This window comes from Rathayibacter sp. VKM Ac-2856 (assembly GCF_013205055.1).
In the GTDB taxonomy this organism is placed as follows: Bacteria; Actinomycetota; Actinomycetes; order Actinomycetales; family Microbacteriaceae; genus Rathayibacter.
Genome location: NZ_JABMLF010000002.1, coordinates 225648 through 247373 on the forward strand (window position 1 = coordinate 225648; position 21726 = coordinate 247373).

A 21726-nucleotide genomic window follows, 5' to 3' on the forward strand; every position below is an offset into this window, starting at 1 on the left:
CCGCGACGCGGGCTCCTCGACCAGGCGCGACGTCAGCGGTAGGAGGCGGCCAGGCGGGCGAGGCCCTCGTCGAGGGTCACCGCCGGCGTCCACTGCAGGTCGGTCCGGGTCGCGCGCTGGTCGAACCAGTGCGCGGTCGAGAGCTGCTCGGCGAGGAATCGCGTCATCGGCGGCTCGTCGGCCCCCGGCCGCACCGCCCAGACGCGCTCGACGAGCGAGCCCGCGGCGCGCGCGACTCCCGCCGGCACCGACCAGCTCGGCGGCTGCACGCCGGCCGCCCGGCAGATCCCGGCGAGCAGCTCGGCCACGGGCCGCGGCTCGCCGTTCGTGACGACGTACGCGCGGCCGTGCACCGCCTCCGCCCGGCCGAGCGCGGCGACGATCGCCGAGGCGGCGTTGTCGATGTAGGTGGAGTCGATCAGCGCCTGGCCGTCGCCGAGCAGCGGCAGCCGCCCCGTGCGGGCGCGCTCGACGATGCGCGCCACGAGCTGGGTGTCGCCCGGCCCCCAGACCAGGTGCGGGCGGACGGCGACCACGGCGAAGCCCGGCGCGTCGGCCGCGAGGGCCAGCAGCTCGGCCCGCGCCTTCGTGCGGGCGTAGTCGCCGCGCGCGCGCTCGGGATCGGCCGGCTCGGCTCCCTCGCCGATGATCGAGGAGCCCGCATGCGCGACCGACGGCGAGGAGACCTGGACGAACCGCCGGACACCCGCCCGCGCGGCCACGGCCAGCAGCTCCCGCGTCCCGTCGACGTTCACCCGGACGAAGTCGGCGGGGTCGCCCGCGAGCGACACCTTCGCCGCGAGGTGCACCACGCCCTCGCGGCCCTCGACCGCCGCCGCGACGGCGCTCGGGTCGGCGAGCGAGCCGCGGACGTCCTCGGCCCCGGCGACCCCGGAGGGACGACGCTGGAGGGTGCGGACCTCGTGGCCCTCGGCGACGAGTCCCGCGGCGACCGCACCGCCGAGCAGTCCGCTCGCGCCGGTGACGAGCACCCTCACGGCGCGACCATCCGGCCGCCGGCGAGGATCGACTCCGCCCAGCGCGAGAGCGCCGCCCGGTCGATCTTGGAGTTGTGCCGGATGTCGGTCGGCAGGGCCGGCACGACCAGCACGGCCGCGACCGCGGTGCCGACGGCGGCGCGGACCTCGGCGGCCAGCTCCTCGGACGCCAGCTGCGTGCGGCGGGCGCCCTCGTGCCGCTCGACGACGGCGACGAGCTGGGCGACTCCGCGGGGCCCGACGCCGACGAGCGCCGCCCGGGAGACCGCGGCGACCCGCGCCTCGATCCGCTGCTCCGGCCCGACGGGCGTGACGACGCCGTCCGCGGTGACGATCACGTGCGGCAGCCGTCCCTCGACCCGGAGCCGGCCGTCGGCGTCGATGCGCCCGACGTCGCCGGTGCGGTGCCAGCGCTCACCCGCGGCGGCGCCGAGGCGCGCGGCGCGATCGGTCAGCCAGAGCCGCTCGTAGTGGTCCTCGACGTGCCCGGCCGAGACGACGATCTCGCCGGTCACGCCGACGAGCTCGTCCGGCTCGGCGGCGGCGCGACCGTCGTCGTCGAGCGGCGCGATGCGGATCCGGACACCCGCGGCGGGGACGCCCACGCAGACTCCCCCGCGCGGATCGTCGTCGGCGGCGGCCTCGCGGATGCCCTCGAGCGACGCGTCCGTCAGCAGCAGCGCCTCGGTCATCCCGTAGGGCGTGCGGGCCGACGCGTTCGGCATCAGCGCCTGCGCCTGCGCGAGCAGCCCCTCGGCGACGGGCGCGCCGGCCGAGAGGAAGGTGCGGACACCGGCGAGCGCGCGGTGGTCGTCGGCGTCGAGCTCGCCCGCGGTGGCGACCACGTTGGCGAGCGCGGCCGGCGAGAGGAAGAGGACGGTCGCGTCGACCCGCGCGGCCGCCGCGGCCACGGCGCGGGCGGTCAGCGTGCGCGGGGAGGTGACGTCCATGTCCGGCGTCGCGGAGCGGGTGCCGAGCGCCGGCCCGAGCAGGGCGAACGGCGCGAAGCCGGCGACGAGTCCCGTCCCCGGGCCGATGCCGTACTGCCGGGCGAGGGCGTCGCGGACCCCGGCGAGCTGGCGGTGCGTGTAGACGACGCCCTTCGCCGGACCCGTCGATCCGGAGGTGAAGAGGATCGCGGCGGTCGCGTCGGCAGCGGGCGGTGCGCCGAGGGCGTCCTCGGCGGCGGCGAGCTCCGCGCGGCCGAGCTCGATCAGCTGTCCGAGCGAGGTGTCGACGCCGAGTGCTCGGGCGGAGGCGCGCGGCAGGGTCTGCGTCGAGACGCGCCCGCCCGGCCAGCCGAGCGCGCGGGCGACGGCGAGACCCGGCAGTGCGCCGACGACGAGGTCCGGCCAGGTGCCGCGGACGGCGCGGGTCAGACCGCGAAGGCCCAGCCCGGCGTCGGCGACGACCACGACGGCGCCGATCCGCAGGCACGCGTAGAGCAGGGCGGTGAGGTCGGCGCCGGGCGGCACCAGCAGCGACACCCGGTCGCCGGGGGCGACGCCCGAGGCGCGCAGCCCCGCGGCCAGCTCGCGGACCCGCTGCGAGAGCAGGCGCCACGACACGGAGCGCGGGCCCCCGCCCCCGGGCGGCGCCATCTCGACCAGCGCGAGGGTGTCGTCCTCCGCGCGCTCGTCGAGGTGTCGCCAGAGCGGCTCGATCGGCACGCCGGGGCGGCGGACGTCCGGTGCCTCGACGCCCGCGGTGACGTCGCCGAGCCAGGTGAGGACGGCGGCGGAGTAGTCGACGTCCTCCGCGAGCAGGTGGCCGGTGCCCTCGAAGCGGTGGACCTGCGCGTGCGGGAGGCGGTCGACGAGGTCGTCGAGGTAGCGGTCCGAGAAGATCGGGTCGAGCGGACCCCAGAGCAGCAGCGCGGGCGTCTCGAGGGCGCGGACGCCCGCCGCGATCCGCTCGAGCTCGGCGTGGCTCGGGTGCGCGGGCCCGACGGGGATGTCGGCGACGAATCCGCCGACCCCGCCGCGTCGCTCCGCCGAGCGGTACGGAGCGCGGTAGCCGTCCTTGACCGCGTCCGGGAGCGCCGGGTGGCCGAGGGCGAGGGTGGTCTCGAGGAACGCCGGCGTGCCGACGGTCGAGGCGCCGAGGACGCCCGAGGCGAGGGCGAGCCGCAGCGGCGCGGGGATCGGCTCGTCCGCCGGCTGGTGGATCGCGGTGTTGAGCAGCATCGTGCCGCGCAGGAGCGACGGGTGGTCGACGGCCCAGCCGAGCGAGACGACTCCGCCCCAGTCGTGGCCGAGGGTGACGACGTCGCGGAGCGCGAGGACGTCGGTGAGGTTCGACAGCTCGCGCACCCGGTCGGCGAGGGTGTGCAGCGCGCCGGTGCGCTCGGAGAAGCCCATCTCGAGCTGGTCGACGGCGACGACGCGCCAGGCCGGCTCGCCGCGGCGGGCGGCCGCGACGGTGGCGGCCGCGAGCTCGCGCCAGAGGTAGGACCAGGTCGGGTTGCCGTGGACGCAGAGGATCGTGCCGATCGGCTCGACGCCCTCGAGCGCCGGCTCGGTGTCGAGCAGGTGCCAGCGGCGCGTGACGCCGTCCGCATCCGGCGCGTCGACGAGGCGCGACCAGGACGGGTCGAGCCCCTCCAGACCCGCCGGCGGCCGCTCCGCCGCCGAGGTCGAGCCGAGTGCGCGGCGGATCCTGGCGGCCGGGTGCCGGCCGGCGGCGGCGCTCACCAGGCGATCTCGAGCATCGCGGTGTTGATGCCGGAGCCGACGCCCAGCAGCAGGACGCGGTGGCCCGGCTCGAGGGTCTTGGACTCCTGCGCGAGGGTGATCGGGATCGACGCGGGGCCGACGTTGCCGAGCGTCGGGTAGGTGGTGGGGACCAGCTCGGGGTCGATGCCGACGGCCTTCACGAAGGCGTTGGTGTGCACGTCCGACACCTGATGCATGATGTAGCGGTCCATCCCGCCCCAGCTCCAGTCGCGCTTCGCCTCCTTCCACGCGGAGACGACGAGCTCCATGCCGCCCTTCAGCAGCGCCTTCGCGTCGGTGAACATCCCGTCGACGCTGCCGACGCAGAGCTCGTTGAACTGGGTGGCCGCGCGGGTGATGCCGCCGAGGATCCGGTGGCCCTTGGGGTGCTCGTCGGCCGGGCCGAGGATCGCGGCCGCGGCGCCGGACCCGAGGGTGAGGCTCGCGAACTCGCTCATGAAGTCCTTGCGCTTGATGCCCTCGCGGCTGAGGCGCTCGATCGTGTTGACCTGGATCTCGTCGGCGTCCTCGCCGTCGATGATCATCGCGTACTTGATCTGCCCGGAGTCGATCAGCTGGGCCGCGAGCGTCATGCCGTTGACGAAGCCGAGGCAGGCGTTCGCGATGTCGAAGTTGATCGCGGAGGAGGGCAGGCCGAGCCCGTGGTGCAGGCGCACGGCGACCGAGGGCTCGAGGTGCTTGCGGGTCACCGAGGTGTTGATGATGAGCCCGATCTGGTCGGGCCGGATGCCGGCCTCGGCCAGGGCGCGCTTGCCCGCCTCGATCGCGGCGCCGTCGAAGCCCTGCTCGGGACCCCAGTTGCGCCGCTCCTGCACGCCCGCGACGCGCTGGAGGAGTCCGGTGGGGAGTCGCAGCCGCTTCAGCGCCGGCGCCAGTCGCGCGTCGATCTCTTCCGACGTGGTCACCCGGGGGGCCATCGTGGTAGCGACGGACAGCAATGCGACGTTGCGGTGCGTGGTCGTTGCGTTTCCGTCCAACGGAACTCCCTATCGAGTTGTCGATCTCGGCATGTGCCCCCGTGATTTTACGCTGTCGTTCACCCGCCGCTTGCTGAACGCGGGCTGGACAGCGCCGACATGCACACTCGGGGGCCTGCTCGCCGCCGCTGGCGCGGAATGTCGCGGATCTCGGCGGACGGCCACAGACGGGGCTCCGGTGTCAAGCACCCCGCCGGGCAGTCACGTCCCCTCCCTTATCCCTTCCGCGGCGTCGTCCCACCTCCGGCTCGCGGAATCAGCTCCGGCACGTCAGAAAAGCCGGATTCCACGAGCCGAGGCCTGATTCGCGAGCCGAACGTACACATCGCCCACTATCGGCACGCGGAATCAGTTCCGGCACGCCAGAAGGAGCGGAATCCACGAGCCGAAGGTCGTTCCACGAGCCGAACGTCGGCACCACCCACGTTCGGCACGCGAATTCACCCTCGGCACGTCAGAAGGAGCGGAATCCACGAGCCCAAGGTCTTTTCACGAGCCGGAGGTAGGCGCCACCCACGTTCGGCACGCGGAATCAGTTCCGGCACGCCAGAACAGCCGGAATGCACGAGCCGAAGGTGGGTACCACCGACGTTCGGCACGCGAAATCAGCTCCGGCACGTCCGAACAGCCGGAATCTACGAGCCGAAGGTCGTTCCGCGAGCCGAAGGTCGGCACCATCAACGTTCGGCACGCGGAATCGGCTCGGGCACGTCAGAAAAGCCGGATTCCACGAGCCGAGGCCTGATTCGCGAGCCGAACGTACACACCACCCGCGTTCGGCACGCGAAATCAGCTCCGGCACGTCAGAAGGAGCGGAATCCACGAGCCCAAGGTCTTTTCACGAGCCGGAGGTAGGCGCCACCCACGCTCGGCTCGCGGAATCAGCTCCGGCACGTCAGAACGAGCGGAATCCACGAGCCCAAGGTCTTTTCACGAGCCGGAGGTAGGCGCCACCGACGTTCGGCACGCGGAATCGGCTCCGGCACGTCAGAACGGGCGGATTCCACGAGCCGAAGCCGATTCGACGAGCCGGAGGTCGGTCCGCGAGCCGAGGCGCGGTCCGCGGGCCGGCGGCAGGCACCGACGCGACGGGGGCGGGGGCGCAGGCGGCGGGCAGCCGCCGTCAGGTGCCCATCGCCCAGGGCTCGCGGTCGCCACGGAGGCGGGCGGCGAGCGCCATCGCCTGCTCGTCGGTGAGCGTGGCCACGTAGTCGACGACGCCGCGGGCGCGGCCGAGGCGCTGGAGCGACTCCGCGTCGACGCGCGGGCGGCCGCGCTCGCCGGCGGGCAGCCACTCCGGCCGGTCGGCGCGGAGGCGGAAGTAGCCGTCGGTGGCCAGCTCGATCAGGTCGAGCAGCTTCTGCGGGGCGCGCGGGCCGTCGCGCGGGTCGTCGAGCCACGCGTCGAGGTGGGTGACCAGCGTCTCGAGCACCTGCGACTGGCCGCGCTGGTACGTGGCGAAGTCGGGGCGGTCGATGACGAAGCGGGTGTGCACGAACTTCAGCACCGCGACGTCGTGCCAGGCGTCGGGCAGGAGGGTGAGGTGACCGGAGCGCACGTTCGGCTCGGCGAGCACGAGCACCGAGCGCTGCAGCCGGCCGATCCAGGAGGAGACGAACGACTCGATCGCCCGCTCCGTGCGGGTCGAGCCGTCGAAGGGGACGGCGAGCAGCCCCTCCACCAGCTCGGTCGAGACCCGCTCGACCGAGGAGCGGAAGTGCTCGTCGCTCGCGATCCACGGGTCGCGGGCCACCAGCCGCCGGCGCAGCATCTCGAGCGAGTGGCCGGGCGCCCGCGCCCACAGCTCCTCGGCGTCCAGGGCGGCGAGCTCGTTCTGCTCGCGGAGGAACGCGCGGAACTCGACCGCGACGGCCGCCTGCTGCAGCACTCCCGCGCGGTAGAAGTCGTCGAGGTCGTGCAGCGAGTACGCGATGTCGTCGGCGACGTCCATCACCGAGCACTCCAGCGTCTGCTGCCAGGGCGCGATCGCGGTGAAGCCGGTGCGGGAGTCGAGCAGGTCGTCGAGGTCGAGGGTGTAGGCGGAGAACTTCGGCGGCGCGGTCTCCCAGCGGCTGGCCGTCGAGCCGCGCGGCAGCTCGGTCGGGTCGGCCGTCTCGATGTCCGGCCGGCAGACCGTGCGGCCCCACGGGTACTTGAGCACGGCCGCGCGGGACGCCGCGGTGAGGTTCAGCCCCGCCTCCACCGTCTCGCAGACGTCGAGCTCGGAGAGGATCCGGAACGACTGCGCGTTGCCCTCGAACCCCTCCTCCAGCCCGAGCTTCTCGCGCGCCAGGCGGTCGAGCGCCTGCTCGCCGAGGTGCCCGAACGGCGGGTGGCCGAGGTCGTGCGCGCTCGCCGCGGCCTGCACGACGACCGGGTCGCAGCCGCCGAGGCGCTCGACCAGCTCGCGCTGGGCGCGGTCGGTGGTGGTCAGCTGCATCGCGATCGCGCGGGCGACCGCGGTGACCTTGATCGAGTGGGTGAGGCGGTTGTGCACGACCTGGCCGACGCCGGAGGGCGAGATCACCTGCGTCACCGCGGAGAGCCGGGCGAAGTAGGGCGAGAACCGGATCCGCTCGAGATCGACGCGGTACTCGGGGAACTCCTCGCCGGTGGCGAAGCGGTCGACGGGCTCCGGCGTGCGGCGGTCGCGGCGGGTGTCGTGCGCCCCGGGGTGCTGCGGGACCGGTGCGGATGTCGCCTCGTGCATGGGCCCACCCTACGGGCGGAGCTCCCCCGGCTCTCCGCGACCCGGCTCCCCTCGCTCGGCGCGCGCCCGCGGGGCGACCGCGATCAGCACCGCCGCCGCCACGACGGCGCCGAGGACGTAGGCGGCGATGTCCAGCCAGGAGAACGTGGTGCCGACGACGAGGCGCAGCGGCGCCCACAGCTCGACGAGGCGGGCGGCGGCGCCGATCGCCTGGAGCTGCTCCATCGCGATCGACCAGGCGAGGGCGACGCCCGCGGCGGTGACCGCCGGGATCCGCGGCAGCAGGACGCAGACCAGCAGGGCGACGAGCACGACGTAGAGGACACCGCCGGCGAGATCGGCGAGCAGTCCGACGAGGAGGAAGCGCAGGGCGAGCCCCAGCCCGAGCGCGCCGATCGCGGCGAGCGCGAACGGCAGCCGCGCCCTCATCGGGCCTCGCGGGCGCGGCGCACCCGGTCGAGGGCGAGGAGGAAGGTGCGGTCGTCGGCGACGCTCCAGCCGAGCCGGCTCGGGGAGGCGACCACGAGCGGCACGAGGACGCGGCGGCGCGCGCGTGCGGCGAGGGCCGCGGCGGACGCGCGGGCCGCCTCGGTGACGAGTCCCCGGAAGCCCCGGTCGTCGGCGGCGGTGCGCGACGGCCGGGCCGCGGGGACGGCGAGGACGATCGCGCGCACCCGGAAGGCGCCGTGCGCGACGGTGCCGACCTCGACCGAGAGGACGTCGCTCCACGCCGCGATCGGCAGGGCGTCGGCGCGCTCCCCGGCGAGCGCCGGCCCGTCGGCGCCGAGGGTGACGACCCCTGTGGCCTCCGGTGCGACGGCGGCGGCGGGGGCCGCGATCCGCCGCAGCGCCCGGTCGAACTCGCGCCCGCGCAGCAGCGCGACGCCGTCGGCGATCTCCGCGAACTCGGCGAGGCGCCGCCGGCTCTCCGGGGACGCCTGGCGCAGCTGCGAGGAGAGGGCGGCCCGCGCCCGGCGAGCCTCGGCCGGCGAGGTGATCAGCGCGGTCGGCTCGAAGCGGCGGCGCGGGGGCAGCGGATCGGTGGGCAGGGGATGGGCGGAGGCGTTCGGCGGCGGAGCGCCCCACGCGGGCGGCGGTGCTGCGGGCATGTCCCCTCCTCCGGCGCGCTCGGCCGCGCCCCTCCCGAGATTCTCCCCCGCGCTCCTCCGCCTTGCCCGCGAGCGCGGTCCGGCCTACCATGGGAGTACCCCCCGGGGGTATCGGAGCACCGTCCGACCCCCACCCCAGGCAAGGAGAACAGCATGACCGCGCACCTCGATCTCGGACTCACCGCCAAGGGAGCGACCGGCGGCTGCGGCTCCGAGGGCGGCTGCGCCTGCGGCGGGCACGCCGCGGGGCACAGCTCCGGGCACGCCGCCGCCGCGGGCTCCGTGCAGAGCTTCGGCGTCGCGGGCATGACCTGCGAGCACTGCGTCCGCAGCGTCACCGAGGAGCTCGCCGCCTACCCCGAGGTCGACAGCGTCGACATCTCGCTCCTCCCCGACGGCGTCTCGACGGTCACCGTCGGCTCCTCCCGTCCGCTCGGCCGCGAGGACATCGCCGCCGCCGTGGCCGACGCCGGGTACCGCCTGGCACCCCTGGCCTGACGTGGCCGGCGGCACGGAGAGGACCGGCACGAGCGGCGGCACGGCGGCCGGCGGCGCGAGCGGAGGCGGCGCGAGCGGAGGCGGCGCGAGCGGAGGCGGCGCGAGCGGAGGCGGCGCGAGCGGAGGCGCGGCGGAGCTCGAGCTCGCGATCGGCGGCATGACCTGCGCGTCCTGCGTCGCGAAGGTCGGGCGCCGCCTGGACGCCCTCCCCGGCGTCCGCGCGAGCGTCAACCTCGCCCTCGAGCGCGCCACCCTCGCGCTGCCCGAGGGCACCACCGCGGCCGACGCGATCGCCGCGGTCGAGGCCGCCGGCTACACCGCCACCGTCGCGGGAGCGGCCCCGGCGCACGACGCCGACGACTCCCCGGACGGCCCCTCCCGCGAGGAGGAGGCCGCCGAGTCCGAGCGCCGCGTCCTGCGCACCCGGCTGACGGTCTCGGCGCTGCTGGCCGCCCCGGTCGTGCTGCTGTCGATGATCCCCGCGCTGCAGTTCGCGAACTGGCAGTGGCTCTGCCTCACCCTCGCCGCGCCGGTCGCCGTCTGGGGCGCCTGGCCGTTCCACCGGACCGCCTGGCGCGCGCTGCGGCACGGGACGACGACGATGGACACGCTGATCAGCCTCGGCACGACCGCCGCCTTCGCCTGGTCGCTCTACGCCCTCTTCCTCGGCGACGCCGGCCGGCCCGGGATGAGCATGCCCTTCGAGCTGCTCGGCACCCGCTCCGGGCACGACGAGATCTACCTCGAGGTCGCCGCGGCGGTCCCGGTGCTCGTCCTGGCCGGCCGCTGGCTCGAGGCCCGCTCCAAGCGCGACGCCGGTGCCGCTCTGCGCGCGCTGCTGCGGCTCGGCGCGAAGGAGGCGACCCGCGTCGCGGACGACGGCTCCGAGGAGCGCGTCCCCGCCTCCGCCCTCGCGGTCGGCGACCGCTTCCGCGTCCGCCCCGGCGAGATCGTCGCCGCCGACGGCACCGTCCTGGACGGCTCGAGCGCCGTCGATGCGAGCCTGCTGACCGGCGAGAGCGTGCCGGTCGAGGTCGGCCCGGGCTCCGTCGTCACCGGCGGCGTCCTCAATGCGCACGGCGTGCTCACCGTCCGCGTCGACCGCGTCGGCTCCGACACCGTCCTGGCCCGGATGGGCCGCCTCGTCTCGCAGGCTCAGGCCGGCAAGGCGCGGGTGCAGCGCCTCGCCGACCGCGTCTCCGCCGTCTTCGTGCCGGTCGTCGTCGTGCTGGCTCTCGCGACCCTCGTCGGCTGGCTGCTCGCCGGCGCCGACCTCGCCGCCGCCGTCTCGCCGGCCGTCGCCGTGCTGATCGTCGCCTGCCCCTGCGCCCTCGGGCTGGCCACGCCCACCGCCGTCCTCGTCGGCACCGGCCGCGGTTCGCAGCTCGGGATCCTGATCCGCGGACCCGAGGTCCTCGAGACGAGCCGCCGCGTCGACACGGTCGTCTTCGACAAGACCGGCACGCTCACCACCGGCGCCTTCACCGTGGCGGCGGCGAGCGACGACGAGTCCCTCCGCCTGCTCGCCGCCGTCGAGCGCGGCTCCGAGCACCCGCTGGCGGCGGCGATCGTGCGCGGCGCCGAGGAACGCGGCCTCGACGTCCCCGAGGCGACCGGCTTCCGCGCGAGCACCGGCTTCGGCGTGCGGGCCCGGGTCGACGGCCGCCTGGTCGTCGCCGGGCGCCTGCGCTGGCTCGAGGAGCAGTGGGGCTACGCGCCCGGCGACCTCGCGGCGCGCGCGGAGCAGGCCTCGGCCGACGGCGGGACCGTCGTCGGGATCGGCTGGGAGGGCGAGCTGCGCGGCTTCGCCGTCCTCCGCGACGAGGCGCGGCCCGAGGCGGCGCGCACGGTCGCGTCGCTGCGCTCCCGCGGGCTGCGCGTGCTGATGCTGACCGGCGACAACCCGCGCGCGGCCTCGGCCGTCGCCTCCGCCGTGGGGATCGACGAGGTCGTCGCGGAGGTGCTGCCGGAGGAGAAGCTCGCCGTCGTCGAGCGCCTGAAGTCCGAGGGCCGCACGGTCGCGCTCGTCGGCGACGGCGTGAACGACGCCGCCGCGCTCGCCGCCGCCGATCTCGGCATCGCCCTGGGCGCCGGAGCGGACGCGGCCATCGAGGCGAGCGACATCACGCTCGTGGGCGACGACCTCGCCCGCGTGCCCGACGCGCTCCGGCTCGGCCGGCGGACCCTGGGCGTCATCCGGGGCAACCTCTTCTGGGCCTTCGCCTACAACGTGGCGGCGATCCCGCTCGCGATGGCGGGCCTGCTCGGTCCGCTGGTGGCGGGTGCGGCGATGGCGTTCTCCAGCGTCTTCGTGGTGCTGAACAGCCTGCGGCTGCGCTCGTTCCGCGCGGAGTGACGTGCGCGGAGTGACGTGGTTGGCTGGGTCCATGCGCACCGAGACCCGCCAGGGCGTCCCCCTCCTCCTCGTCGACGACGACGGGCCCGCCCTCTCCACCCCGGAGGACGCGCTCGCGGTCATCGGCGAGATCTACGGCAGCGACGCCGAGACGATCGTCGTGCCGGTCGGCCGCCTCGACCCCGAGTTCTTCCGGCTCCGCTCCGGCATCGCCGGCGACTTCGTGCAGCGCTTCGTGATGTACGGCAAGCGGCTCGTGGTCGTCGGCGACATCACCGAGCAGGTCTCGGCGTCGAGCACCCTGCACGACTTCGTCGTCGAGTCGAACCGCGGCGACCACCTCTGGTTCGTCCCCGCGCTCGACGCCCTCGACGCCCGCCTCCGCGACTCCGCGACGGCCGAGGAGCCCGGCGCCGACGGCGGGGTGGAGCCGACCCCCGGCCCCGCGCTCTGATGCCGGACGCACGGCCCGCCGCGCCGATACTGCGGCTCGACGGCCCGGTGCGGCTGCTGCTGCTGGCCGACACGCACCTCCCCAAGCGGGCGAAGGCACTGCCCGACGAGGTCTGGCGGGCGGTCGACGAGGCCGACCTGGTCGTGCACGCCGGCGACTGGGTCGACGAGGCGACGCTCGACGACCTCGAGTCGCGCGCCGCGCGCCTGCTCGGCGTCTGGGGCAACAACGATCCCGCCGGGCTCCGGGCGAGGCTTCCCGAGGTCGCCCGCGCCGAGATCGCCGGTCTCGACGTCCGCGTCGTGCACGAGACCGGCCCCGCGACGGGCCGGGAGGCGCGCGCCGACGCGGCCCACCCCGGTGCCGACCTGCTCGTCTTCGGCCACAGCCACATCCCCTGGGACTCGCGGACGCCCGCGGGCATGCGGCTGCTCAACCCCGGCTCGCCGACCGACCGCCGCCGCCAGCCGGCCTGCACCTACCTCACCGCGGTCGCCGAGGACGGCGAGCTGCGCGACGTGCGCCTCGTCGCACTCCCGGTGCGCGTCCCCGTCCGCTGAGGGCGCGCCCTCCCAGCGCGCGGGAGATCGTTTCCCGCCGCGCGAGCGCGGGGCTACGCTCGCCGCATGATCGAGGACACCGTTCGGCTCGTGAGCCACCGGGTCGGCGACGGCCCCGCGCTCGTCCTGCTGCACCCGGGCGGCACCGACGCGCGGTCCCTCGAGCCGCTGGTGGCGGAGCTGCGGGGCGAGTACTCGCTGCATCTCCCCGACCAGCGCGGCCACGGCCGCACGGCCGACACCGACGCGCCGCTGAGCTTCGCCACGATGGCGCGCGACACCATCGCCCTGATCGAGACGCTGCCCGGCACCCCCGTGCACCTCCTCGGCCACAGCGACGGCGCGATCGTCGCCCTGCACGTCGCCCTCCGCCGCCCCGATCTCGTGGCGAGCCTGGTCTTCAGCTCCGGCGTCTTCCACCGCGACGGCTGGCTGCCCGGCGTGCTCGACGGCGAGGCGCCCGAGTTCCTGCGGGACAGCTACGCCGAGGTGTCCCCCGACGGCGCTGCGCACTGGGACGTCGTCGTCGCGAAGCTCGACGCGCTGCACGCCGCCGAGCCGGAGCTCACCACCTCGGACCTGCGCGGCCTCGCCGTGCCGACGCTCCTCCTCTTCGGCGACGACGACGAGATCCGCTTCGAGCACGTCCTGGCGATGTACGAGGCGATCCCCGACGCCGAGCTGGCCGTCGTCCCGCGCGCCAGTCACGGGGTGATCGTGGAGAAGCCGGACCTGGTCGCCCGGCTGGTCCGCGACTTCCACGCGCCCGGCAAGTCCGACGGCTTCGCACCGATCCGCCGCGCCTGACCCGATCACGACAGATGTGCCGGTCACCCGGTGCGCATCGAGTCGATCTCAGATCCGATCCGGTCGACGTCCCGCTCTCCGACCTCCGCCTTCGAGACCGCTCAGCCGCGGGACGACCCCTTCCGGCCGGCGGCGCAAGGGGGTCACAGCGGAATATGGTCGGCCTAAGCTCTCGGAGATGACCAGCTCACACGACCACCCCGATTCCGCGCACCTGCGTCCGGACGGTCTCGACGACGCCACCGTCGCCGCGCTGGGCAAGCTCTCCGAGGCGCTCGAGACGGTCGAGCACGCACGCGGGCTCCTCTACGGCTTCCACCGGCTGACCGGTGCCGCCGATCTCGCGCTCGGCGACGCGGTCGACGCCTTCCGCGAGGCGGGGCACGACGAGCTCGCCGACTCCCTCGAGAAGGAGCTGGTCGGCCGCAACGTCGTCGAGGGCCGCTGGACCTTCCAGATCGTCGAGGACTACGACGACGGCTACTACGCCGCCTTCCGCGAGCGGGAGCGCGCCGCGCGCGACGAGCTCGCCGCCGGCCGACGCCACCTCTTCGAGTCCGAGATGAAGGAGGACCGTCGCTCGCACGGTCTCCGGCACCACGAGTCCCGGCCGGAGCCCGAATGAACTCCGTGATCCGGATGCACGCCTCCCCGATGCGCGTGCGCGCCGTCACCGCCGGCTCCGAGCGCCGCGGGGCGCCGACGCCGAGCCCCACGGCCCGCCGCACCAGCCTCAGCATCGACGGCCGCCGCTTCCTGCTCGCCCTCTCCTTCGACACGGAGGAGCTGGAGAAGAAGCTCGTCGAGGCGGTCCGCGAGCGCGGCGGGATGGTCAGCTTCACCGTCGCGGGCGACCGCGAGGTCTGCGTGCTGATCTCCCCCGGTGTCGCCGTCATCCTCGAGCACGAGGACGTGCCGACCGAGGAGTACGAGCCGGACGACGCCCTGCAGTACGACGACGTGGAGTACCTGACCTAGGTCGGCCGCTCGCCGGTGCCGCCGGCTGCCGGTCGGCTCAGACTGCGCCCGTCGACGCCCACAGGTGGAAGGCCGCGTGCGCGCGGTGCGGACGCCAGGCCTGCGACATCGCGTCGGCCGCGGCCGTCGGGACGCCGCCGAGCGCCCGGCGCAGCACCAGGTCGCCCGCGGGGAACGCATCCGGGTCGCCGAGCAGCCGGAGCCCGAGGTAGTCGGCGGTCCACGGGCCGATGCCGGGGATCGCGAGGAGGCGGCGGCGCTGCTCGGGCAGGTCGCCCGCCCGGTCGAGCACCAGACCGTCGGCGAAGGCCGCCGCGACCGCGCGGACCGTCGCCGCCCGCGCCCGCGTGACGCCGATCGCGGCGCGCAGCTCCTCCAGCTCGCCGGCGAGCAGGGCCTCCGGGGTGGGGAAGGAGCGCAGCCCCCACGCGCCCTCGCCGCCGAACGCGCTCACGGCGCGGCCGCCGAAGGTGCGCGCGGCGGCCACCGAGACCTGCTGGCCGAGCACCGCCATCACGGCCGCCTCGAACGGCTCGGGGTACTGCGTCGCGCGCAGGCCCGGCCGGGCGGCGACCATCGGGGCCAGCAGCGGATCGCGTGCGAGCGCCGCGCCGATCGCCTCGACGTCGGAGTCGAGGTCGAACCAGGCGCGGACCAGCGGGAGCACCGCGGGGTCGGCGGTGGTGACGCGGACCCCGGTCGCGGTGAGCTCGAGGGCGAGCGGCACCGCCCGCGATCCGACGCTCAGGACCCGCTCGAGCCGCCGCCCGTCGTCCCCGACCCGCTCGACGCCCGGCAGGGAGTGGTTCCGGAGGAGGCCGGCCGCGCCGGGGACGTCGAAGGGGCCGTTCGCGACGAGCTCGACGGTGGAGTCGGCGGCGGAGTCGGCGGTGCGATCGGCGGCGGAGTCAGCAGGAGGGGACGCGGTGTCGACGGCGCTCAGGGGAGAAGCACCACCTTGCCGCCGGCGCGGCCCGACTCGACCAGCGCCAGCGCCTCCGCGGCCGAGGCGAGGGGGAAGGAGGGGCCGAGCACCACCTCGAGCGCGCCGCGGCCGGCCCGCTCGAGCAGCGGCCCGCGGGCGGCGTCGCGGAGCGCCGTGCCCGGGTCGGCACCCGCTCCGCCGCCCAGCAGCAGGACGCCGAGGGCCGCGCCGCGCTCGAAGCCGGCGACGGTCGCGATGCGGGAGCGGTCGGCGACGAGCGCGGCGGAGGCGTCGAGCGCCTCGTCGGTGCCCGCCGTGTCGAGGGCGACGTCGACGCCGTCCGGCGCGAGGGCGCGCACCCGCTCGACCAGCCCCTCGCCGTAGCGGACGGGCTCGGCGCCGAAGCGCTCGACGACGGCCGCGCTCCGCTCGCTCGAGGTGCCGAGGACGCGTGCGCCGCGCTCCCGGGCGAGCTGGACGAGGAGGCTGCCGACGGCACCGCTCGCCCCGTGCACCAGGACGGTGTCGCCGGCCCAGACGCGCGTCGCCTCGAGCAGGTGCATCGCGGTCGTGCCTGCCAGGAGGAGGCCCGCGGCGGCGTTCCAGTCGAGTCCCGGCGGCTTCGGCAGCACCGACGAGGCCGCGACGACCAGCTCCTCGGCGTAGCCGCCGGAGACGCGGAAGGCGACCACCTCGTCGCCGACCCGGATCTCCCCGGCCGGCCCCGTCGCTCCCTCCCCCACCGCGGTGACCACGCCTGCGACCTCGCTGCCGGGGCGGACGGGGGTGCGACCTCGCCCGAACAGCCCGCGCAGCAGCTTCGCGTCGGCGGGATTGACGCCCGCGGCCCGCACGCGGATCCGCACGCGTCCGGGCCCGGGCTCCCCCGGCTCGACCGTCACCGCGCGCAGGGCCTCGGGCCCGCTGAAGTCGTCCGCCTGCATCGCCTGAACCACGGGACCCGCCTCTCGCGCGGGCCGCGACCGCGGGTGCGATCAGGAGGGGTCCGAGCGGGGCCGACGCTAGCAGCCGCCTCCGACACCGGACCGGGCACCCCGCGAAGAGGCGTCATGGAACCGAGAACGCGCGTTCCCACGGCGCATACCATGGAGGGATGACGCCGCTGACACTCGAAGGACCCTCTCCCCGCGAGGCGATCCTCGCGGCGGCCGATCGTCTCTACTACGAGCGCGGGATCCAGTCGGTCGGGATGGACGCGCTGCGCACCGCCGCGGGGGTCTCGCTCAAGCGCCTCTACTCCGAGTTCCCGAGCAAGGAGTCGCTCGTCCTGGCCGTGCTCCAGGCCCGGCACGAGCAGTGGACGCTCGGCGTGCGGACCCGCGTCGCCGAGGCGACCGGAGCGCGCCCGAAGCTCCTCGCGATCTACGACTTCCTCTTCGACTGGTTCTCCGAGGACTCGTTCCGCGGCTGCAGCTTCATCAACGCGTTCGGCGAGTTCGGCTCGTCCAATCCGGCGGTCGCGGAGCTCGCCCGCGAGCACAAGGACACCTTCCAGCGCTTCCTGGCCGAGCTCACCGAGGAGGTCGGCGGAGGCGCCGAGCTCGCCGCGCAGCTCGCCATCCTCGCCGAGGGCGCCCAGACCACCGCCGCCATCTCCGGCACCCCCGAGTCGGCCCTGCACGCCCGCCGCGCCGCCGAGATCCTCATCGACGCGGCCACCGGCCCGGCGCGCTGACCCCCGCTGCTCGAGGAGCCCGCAGGGCGTCTCGAGACCCGCCTTCGTCAGCGTGAGATCTCGATACGCCCGCTGTGCGGGCTACTCGATCAGCATGCGGTGGGCGAGCTGCTCGATCAGCAAGAAGCACTGCCCGCCCCGTGGGGCGGCCCATCCATGCTGGTCGAGTAGCCCGCAGGGCGTATCGAGACCCACGTGGTCCAACGTGAGATCTCGATACGCCCACTGCGTGGGCTACTCGATCAGCAAGTGGTAGGCGAGCTGCACGGTCGGCGGGAGGGGTCAGGCGGCGCCGCCGCCGGGCGGGCCGACGACGAGGAGGGCGGCGAAGAGGACGGCGACGGCGGCCAGCACCAGGGCGGCCGCGAGGACCGGGCGGACGAGGGCCCAGCGCAGCAGCCGGCTCGGGAGGCGGTGGTCGCGCGGGTCGGCGCCGGCCTCGCGGCGCCAGTCGCCGTCGAGGAGCCCGCGGCGCTCGAAGCCGCGCTCCAGCGGGATCGTCGTGTACGGCACGACGGCGCTGGCCAGCGCGAGGAGCGTCGCCCCCGCCGTCCAGCGCTGGTTGACCGCGAGGACGAGCGCGGCCGCTCCGTAGGCGAGGAAGGCGAAGCCGTGGATCGGCCCGGCGACACTCACGGGCCAGTCCCCCGCTCCGACGCCGTACTTCAGCAGCATGGCGACGAGCAGGAGCGTCCAGGTCACCGCCTCGAGGATCGACAGGATGCGGAAGAGTCGGCGGGGGCTCATGGGATCGGCTCCGTTCGGGTCCGCGGCGGGGCCGTGGACGGTCGGCGTCGGTCGACGATCAGCGGGTCGACAGTCACGGCGACCCTACGACAGCCCGCCTCCCCGGCACCTGAGCGCGGCGGCGGAGCGTCGCGCGACGTCAGCCGAGGTGGCCGAGCACCGCCAGCGTGGAGGCGACCCCGACCGCCGCCGCCGCGATCGCCGCGATCGCGCCGTGCACGCCGGTGCGCAGGGTCGACGCCTGCGGCTCGTCGCGCAGTCCCGACCACAGCCGGCGCGCGACCTCCTCGGCGGTCGGGCGGGCCGCGGGGTCGAGGTGCGTCATCTCCGCCAGCAGCCGGCGCCACTGCGCGGGAACGGTGTCCGGGACCACGGGCGCATGGTGCATCCGCTGCAGCGAGATTTCCAGGGTCGTCCCGGTGTACGCGCGGCGGCCCGAGACCGCCTCGAGCAGCACGAGACCGAGCGAGTACACGTCGGACGCGGGCCCGACCTCCCCGGAGCCGAGGCTCTCGGGGCTGAGGTAGGCGGCGGTGCCGACGAGCACGTCGGACCGGGTGAGCCGAGCGTCGTCGACCGCGCGGGCGATCCCGAAGTCGCTGAGCTTCGCCTCGTGCAGCGAGGTGCCGGCGGGCACCGCGCGGGAGCGGACGAGCACGTTCTCGGGCTTCACGTCGCGGTGCAGGACGTCGCGGGAGTGCAGGTGGGCGAGCGCGTCGGCCAGCTGCGCGCCGACCTCGGCGATGAGCCGCTCGTCGCCCGAGGAGAACCAGCCGGCGGCGGGGTCGGCCGAGTCGAAGTACTCGAGGACGAGGAACGCGAGCGTCCCCTCCTCCCCGGCGATCTCGCCCTGGTCGAGGATCTCGACGATCGAGGAGTGCCGGGAGTCGATCAGCAGGCGCACCTCGCGCTCGCGCCGCGACCGCTCGTTCGGGGTGTCGGCGACCTCGCGGTACACCTTCACCGCCACGGAGCGCGCCAGACGCAGGTCGCGTGCGCGGAAGACGGTGGCGCTGCCGCCCTCGCCGATGCGCTCGAGCAGCAGGTAGCGGTCGGCCAGCGTCGTGCCGAGCAGCGGATCCGTGGTCGGGGCGGCGGTGGTGATGTCGAGCACGTCGCGCTCCTTCCGGTCGAATCGCTAGCTCGTCTAACTAGCTGATCCATTCGTAGTGCCTGCGACCCCTCCGGGACAACCGGTCGGACGGGGTTTTACATGACTAGATCTTCTTGCTACAAGACTGTCTAAGCTGTCGTCCATGGATGAGGTCGCACTGACTCGACCGGGCACCGTCTGGCGCTCGGATGATCAGAGTGCGCCCGGAGCCGCCGAGGTCCTCAGCGCGATGCGCGCGTTCCGCACCGCCGAGACCGCGATGCGCCGGCGCACCCGCGGGTCGATGGGGATGGGCGAGAACGACCTGCTCGCGGTCCAGTTCCTGATGCGGCGCCAGCAGAGCGGCCAGCACGTCAGCCCCAAGGACCTCGCCGCGTACCTCGGCATCTCCTCCGCGTCGACGACCGTGCTGATCGACCGCCTGGTCAAGAGCGGGCACGTCCTCCGCCAGCCGCACCCGAGCGACCGGCGCGCGATCCGGATCGTCGCCACCCCCACCTCCCACCGCGAGGTGCGCGAGACGCTCGACGACATGAACCAGCGGATGCTGGCCGCGGCCGAGCAGCTCACCCCTGACGAGGCCCGCGCGGTGGTCCGCTTCCTGCAGACCGTGCGCGAGATCGTCGAGCTGCCCGGCGAGCACGGCGACCTGCTCGACGAGGACGCCGATCTCGAGCTCTCCGTCGAGCGACGACGAGCCTGACGACGGCCCTTTCGCCACTCGCACGGCCCCTCTCTTCGGCGATCCCTCTCCCGTCACCGGCCGTTCATCCGGCCGGCTTGACATCGTTAGTCAAACTAGTAGAGAGTCTGTCTAGCGACAGGATCACGTCCTCCTGTCCTTGCGCGAACGGGAGAACATCATGGGCAGCATCATGTACGGCACCCCTCCGGCGGCCATCGAGGTCGACGACCGGACTCTGGCTCACCTGCAGATCGTCATCATCAACAAGTTCCGCCGCGACGAGCGCTTCCTGCTGACGCTCGACGCGAGCCCGAACGCCGGCACCGGCCGCCGCGGCGTCTGGATGCACCCGACCATCCCGACCCAGTTCGACTTCAAAGGCAGCCGCCAGCCCACGATCAACCCCGAGTGGGTCGAGGCCCTGATGGAACGCGCCAACAGCGGTGCGGGCCTGCGCATCGTCCCGGAGCCCGTGTCGGCCGCCGCCGTCCCGCTCCGCCGCGCGGAGCCCGCCGCCTGACCCGTCGTTCCGGGCGAGCAGCGCCCGTCAGGACAGTTCCGCGATATCTGTCGGACTCTCCGAACTCTCTCGCAACGGCTTGACATTTCGCGCCACGCCCAGTCAGCGGGCCTACACTTCGAGTGCGGTCCGGGTTCGTTCCGGCGGGCTCGTCCCCGTGACCGCGCGCATGACCGGACGCCGGGTAGCGAGCCCCCCTCTCGTGGGCCCGGCGTCCGGGTGCGCGCGCACCCGAAGCGCTCCCGTGAGGCTCGCCGGCAGGAGTCGGCGCATGACGATCGACACGACCACCGCCCCGCGCACCGCGGCCGGGGCCCCCGAAGACCGACTCTCCGACGACGGCGCCCGTGGCCCCGGGCCCGACGACGTGCAGCCCGGTGACGAGTTCACCGCCGTGGTCTCCGACCGGCTCGAGTGGTGGCGCGTCGTCGCCGTCCTCGGAATCCGTGTGCTCGCCGAGCGCATCGACAGCGGCGACCGGCACAGCTTCACCCTCCGCTTCGTGCGCTACCGGCTCGCTCCCGCCGCCGAGTCCTCCCCCGCCCGCTAGGCCGCGCTGTCCACCCGCGCCGGCCGCGGGATCCGCGCGAAGAGCCGGTCGAAGACCCGCCGCCGGTCGAACTGCAGGGCGTACTCCCGAGCGGCGACCGCGCGCTGCGCCCGGTCCTCCGGGGTCAGCTCGAGCACCACGTGGTCGAGCAGGGCGGCGATCGTGTCCGGAGCGTCCACGGGCGTGATGAAGGCGTGCTCGCCGACCGCTTCGCCGATGCCGCCGGTCAGGGTCGTGATCACAGGGCCGCCGCCCGCGAGCATCTTCTCGGCGAGGGCGATGCCGAAGGTCTCGACGAACTCGGGGCGCGGCTTGCTCGGCAGCACGAACGCGGAGCAGCCGGCCATCAGATACGGCTTCTCGGCGTCCCCGACGTCGTCGAGGAAGCGGATCCGGTGCGCCAGCGGCGACGCGGCCGCCAGCCGGCGCAGCTCCGCCTCCTGCGGTCCGCGGCCGGCGATGACGAGCTCCCGATCGGCGTGCACGGCGCTGCGCTCGTAGCCGGCGATGAGGTCCTCGATCCCCTTCGCCTCGGTCAGGCGCGAGAGGAAGAGGACGTAGCCGTCGGTGCGCAGCCCGCGCGCCCGCACCACCTCGTCGACGACGGCGGGATCGAGACCGGTGTAGGCGTCGGAGTCGATCGCCGGGTAGGAGATCTCGATCCGGGCGCGGCACTGCTCGGCGAAGCGGGTGCCGTGGACCGCGTCGATCCGCTCCGCCTCCTCCACGATCAGGTCGCGGGTGTACTCCGAGACGGCGACGCAGTGGTCCTGCGACAGGTATGAGGCGAAGATGTGCGCGGCGGCGCCGAGGCGGCCCTCCTCCACAGCCCGGCGGACGACGTTGGTGACGTCGGAGCCGACGGCCTCGGCGACCGTGGTGACGTCGACGGGGAGCCCCGTGCTCCAGGCGGCGCGCAGCGCGTCCGACACCGCGAGCGTGTGCGGGCTGAGGTAGAGCGAGAGGCAGACGGTGGGGACGCCGTCGGTGAAGAGCTCGACCAGGCGGCCGACCATGCCGGCGAGGAAGCGGCCGTCCGGGACCTTGTAGTCGCCGACGGGCTCCGGGCGCTCCACGACGATGCCGTCGCTGTAGGGGAGGACGGCGTCGAGCGGCTTGAGCGGGAGGCCGGCGGCCTGGAGCCGCTCGATCGGCCAGGTGACGATGCGCACCTCGTCGAAGCCGCGCTCGAGGGCGGTCTCGGCGAGGTTCCGCGCCTCGACGGAGTGGCCGCAGATCACCGGATCCGCGCGGACCACGATGACGAGTCGGTTCTGCACGGTGTGGGCGTGCGTGCTCTGGTCCAT

Annotated in this window: 22 protein-coding genes; 11 read left to right on the top strand and 11 right to left on the bottom strand. The window is 74.7% G+C overall.

Features of this window, described 5'->3' with window-relative positions:
* Positions 1-32: 32 nt before the first annotated feature.
* The 6 genes from HQQ82_RS08115 to HQQ82_RS08140 form a co-directional block, all read right to left on the bottom strand.
* The gene (locus HQQ82_RS08115; protein WP_173232545.1) at positions 33-998 is read right to left on the bottom strand and encodes an NAD-dependent epimerase/dehydratase family protein; all 966 of its coding nucleotides are present in this window, start codon (positions 996-998) and stop codon (positions 33-35) included.
* Complete coding sequence (locus HQQ82_RS08120; RefSeq protein ID WP_367947877.1) at positions 995-3691, bottom strand: alpha/beta fold hydrolase; 2697 nt, start codon at positions 3689-3691, stop codon at positions 995-997. The genes HQQ82_RS08115 and HQQ82_RS08120 overlap by 4 nt, the downstream gene beginning before the upstream one ends.
* A complete protein-coding gene (locus HQQ82_RS08125; protein WP_123446645.1) occupies positions 3688-4710 on the bottom strand; it encodes a 3-oxoacyl-ACP synthase III in 1023 nt (340 codons plus the stop codon). Before HQQ82_RS08125 ends, HQQ82_RS08120 begins: the two co-directional genes overlap by 4 nt.
* Before the next feature lie 1123 nt (positions 4711-5833).
* Entirely contained in the window at positions 5834-7420 is a 1587-nt protein-coding gene (dgt, locus tag HQQ82_RS08130) for a deoxyguanosinetriphosphate triphosphohydrolase family protein (protein WP_173232546.1), read from the bottom strand.
* Positions 7421-7429: 9 nt separating this feature from the next.
* Positions 7430-7849, bottom strand: coding sequence for a DUF2809 domain-containing protein (locus tag HQQ82_RS08135; protein ID WP_173232547.1), 420 nt, complete (start codon positions 7847-7849; stop codon positions 7430-7432).
* Positions 7846-8529, bottom strand: a complete 684-nt coding sequence (locus HQQ82_RS08140) for a hypothetical protein (protein WP_173232548.1) — start codon at positions 8527-8529, stop codon at positions 7846-7848. The genes HQQ82_RS08135 and HQQ82_RS08140 overlap by 4 nt, the downstream gene beginning before the upstream one ends.
* A 153-nt stretch (positions 8530-8682) precedes the next feature.
* Between HQQ82_RS08140 and HQQ82_RS19900 the strand changes: the two genes are divergently transcribed.
* From HQQ82_RS19900 to HQQ82_RS08175, 7 genes are all read left to right on the top strand, one after another.
* Positions 8683-9027: a heavy-metal-associated domain-containing protein gene (locus HQQ82_RS19900; protein ID WP_254071346.1), complete on the top strand. Its 345-nt coding sequence runs from the start codon at positions 8683-8685 to the stop codon at positions 9025-9027.
* 1 nt (position 9028) lies between these two features.
* Entirely contained in the window at positions 9029-11383 is a 2355-nt protein-coding gene (locus tag HQQ82_RS08150; protein ID WP_367947878.1) for a heavy metal translocating P-type ATPase, read from the top strand.
* 31 nt (positions 11384-11414) lie between these two features.
* Positions 11415-11837, top strand: coding sequence for a DUF4180 domain-containing protein (locus tag HQQ82_RS08155; RefSeq protein ID WP_173232549.1), 423 nt, complete (start codon positions 11415-11417; stop codon positions 11835-11837).
* Positions 11837-12397, top strand: coding sequence for a metallophosphoesterase (locus HQQ82_RS08160; protein ID WP_216848417.1), 561 nt, complete (start codon positions 11837-11839; stop codon positions 12395-12397). Before HQQ82_RS08155 ends, HQQ82_RS08160 begins: the two co-directional genes overlap by 1 nt.
* Before the next feature lie 66 nt (positions 12398-12463).
* Positions 12464-13204 (top strand): alpha/beta fold hydrolase, encoded by a 741-nt coding sequence (locus HQQ82_RS08165; protein WP_173232550.1) that lies wholly within the window; start codon positions 12464-12466, stop codon positions 13202-13204.
* 178 nt (positions 13205-13382) lie between these two features.
* Positions 13383-13829, top strand: coding sequence for a hypothetical protein (locus tag HQQ82_RS08170; RefSeq protein WP_173232551.1), 447 nt, complete (start codon positions 13383-13385; stop codon positions 13827-13829).
* The gene (locus HQQ82_RS08175) at positions 13826-14182 is read left to right on the top strand and encodes a hypothetical protein (protein ID WP_173232552.1); all 357 of its coding nucleotides are present in this window, start codon (positions 13826-13828) and stop codon (positions 14180-14182) included. Before HQQ82_RS08170 ends, HQQ82_RS08175 begins: the two co-directional genes overlap by 4 nt.
* Before the next feature lie 37 nt (positions 14183-14219).
* Here the strand turns inward: HQQ82_RS08175 and HQQ82_RS08180 are convergent, their stop codons facing one another.
* Together HQQ82_RS08180 and HQQ82_RS08185 are read right to left on the bottom strand one after the other, a co-directional pair.
* Entirely contained in the window at positions 14220-15125 is a 906-nt protein-coding gene (locus HQQ82_RS08180) for a DNA-3-methyladenine glycosylase (protein WP_173232965.1), read from the bottom strand.
* The gene (locus HQQ82_RS08185; RefSeq protein WP_367947879.1) at positions 15122-16063 is read right to left on the bottom strand and encodes a zinc-binding alcohol dehydrogenase family protein; all 942 of its coding nucleotides are present in this window, start codon (positions 16061-16063) and stop codon (positions 15122-15124) included. Before HQQ82_RS08185 ends, HQQ82_RS08180 begins: the two co-directional genes overlap by 4 nt.
* A 158-nt stretch (positions 16064-16221) precedes the next feature.
* On the opposite strand from HQQ82_RS08185, the gene HQQ82_RS08190 reads away from it, so the two are divergent.
* Complete coding sequence (locus HQQ82_RS08190; RefSeq protein ID WP_173232553.1) at positions 16222-16803, top strand: TetR/AcrR family transcriptional regulator; 582 nt, start codon at positions 16222-16224, stop codon at positions 16801-16803.
* A 282-nt stretch (positions 16804-17085) separates the two neighbouring features.
* On the opposite strand, the gene HQQ82_RS08195 is transcribed toward HQQ82_RS08190, so the two are convergent.
* Entirely contained in the window at positions 17086-17550 is a 465-nt protein-coding gene (locus tag HQQ82_RS08195; protein ID WP_173232554.1) for a DUF3817 domain-containing protein, read from the bottom strand.
* Positions 17551-17689: 139 nt separating this feature from the next.
* On the bottom strand, positions 17690-18664 hold the full coding sequence (locus tag HQQ82_RS08200; RefSeq protein ID WP_173232555.1) for a serine/threonine-protein kinase: 975 nt from the start codon (positions 18662-18664) through the stop codon (positions 17690-17692).
* Positions 18665-18806: 142 nt separating this feature from the next.
* Here HQQ82_RS08200 and HQQ82_RS08205 point away from each other — a divergent pair, with 142 nt between their 5' ends.
* From HQQ82_RS08205 to HQQ82_RS08215, 3 genes are all read left to right on the top strand, one after another.
* The gene (locus tag HQQ82_RS08205; RefSeq protein ID WP_173232556.1) at positions 18807-19367 is read left to right on the top strand and encodes a MarR family winged helix-turn-helix transcriptional regulator; all 561 of its coding nucleotides are present in this window, start codon (positions 18807-18809) and stop codon (positions 19365-19367) included.
* A 160-nt stretch (positions 19368-19527) separates the two neighbouring features.
* Positions 19528-19869, top strand: coding sequence for an ATP-dependent DNA ligase (locus HQQ82_RS08210; protein WP_173232557.1), 342 nt, complete (start codon positions 19528-19530; stop codon positions 19867-19869).
* A 271-nt stretch (positions 19870-20140) separates the two neighbouring features.
* On the top strand, positions 20141-20419 hold the full coding sequence (locus HQQ82_RS08215; RefSeq protein WP_173232558.1) for a hypothetical protein: 279 nt from the start codon (positions 20141-20143) through the stop codon (positions 20417-20419).
* Here the strand turns inward: HQQ82_RS08215 and HQQ82_RS08220 are convergent.
* Positions 20416-21726 carry a glycosyltransferase family 4 protein gene (locus HQQ82_RS08220; protein WP_173232559.1) on the bottom strand — a complete coding sequence of 437 codons (1311 nt, stop codon included), beginning with the start codon at positions 21724-21726 and terminating at the stop codon, positions 20416-20418. The two genes, HQQ82_RS08215 and HQQ82_RS08220, sit on opposite strands and share 4 nt — an antisense overlap.

Excerpts from the sequence above, each read along its gene's own strand:
- dgt (WP_173232546.1), bottom strand. The coding sequence starts at position 7,420 with ATGCACGAGGCGACATCCGCACCGGTCCCGCAGCACCCCGGGGCGCAC.
- HQQ82_RS08135 (WP_173232547.1), bottom strand. The coding sequence starts at position 7,849 with ATGAGGGCGCGGCTGCCGTTCGCGCTCGCCGCGATCGGCGCGCTCGGG.
- HQQ82_RS08140 (WP_173232548.1), bottom strand. The coding sequence starts at position 8,529 with ATGCCCGCAGCACCGCCGCCCGCGTGGGGCGCTCCGCCGCCGAACGCC.
- HQQ82_RS19900 (WP_254071346.1), top strand. The coding sequence starts at position 8,683 with ATGACCGCGCACCTCGATCTCGGACTCACCGCCAAGGGAGCGACCGGC.
- HQQ82_RS08155 (WP_173232549.1), top strand. The coding sequence starts at position 11,415 with ATGCGCACCGAGACCCGCCAGGGCGTCCCCCTCCTCCTCGTCGACGAC.
- HQQ82_RS08160 (WP_216848417.1), top strand. The coding sequence starts at position 11,837 with ATGCCGGACGCACGGCCCGCCGCGCCGATACTGCGGCTCGACGGCCCG.
- HQQ82_RS08165 (WP_173232550.1), top strand. The coding sequence starts at position 12,464 with ATGATCGAGGACACCGTTCGGCTCGTGAGCCACCGGGTCGGCGACGGC.
- HQQ82_RS08170 (WP_173232551.1), top strand. The coding sequence starts at position 13,383 with ATGACCAGCTCACACGACCACCCCGATTCCGCGCACCTGCGTCCGGAC.
- HQQ82_RS08175 (WP_173232552.1), top strand. The coding sequence starts at position 13,826 with ATGAACTCCGTGATCCGGATGCACGCCTCCCCGATGCGCGTGCGCGCC.
- HQQ82_RS08190 (WP_173232553.1), top strand. The coding sequence starts at position 16,222 with ATGACGCCGCTGACACTCGAAGGACCCTCTCCCCGCGAGGCGATCCTC.
- HQQ82_RS08195 (WP_173232554.1), bottom strand. The coding sequence starts at position 17,550 with ATGAGCCCCCGCCGACTCTTCCGCATCCTGTCGATCCTCGAGGCGGTG.
- HQQ82_RS08205 (WP_173232556.1), top strand. The coding sequence starts at position 18,807 with ATGGATGAGGTCGCACTGACTCGACCGGGCACCGTCTGGCGCTCGGAT.
- HQQ82_RS08210 (WP_173232557.1), top strand. The coding sequence starts at position 19,528 with ATGGGCAGCATCATGTACGGCACCCCTCCGGCGGCCATCGAGGTCGAC.
- HQQ82_RS08215 (WP_173232558.1), top strand. The coding sequence starts at position 20,141 with ATGACGATCGACACGACCACCGCCCCGCGCACCGCGGCCGGGGCCCCC.
- HQQ82_RS08220 (WP_173232559.1), bottom strand. The coding sequence starts at position 21,726 with ATGGACCAGAGCACGCACGCCCACACCGTGCAGAACCGACTCGTCATC.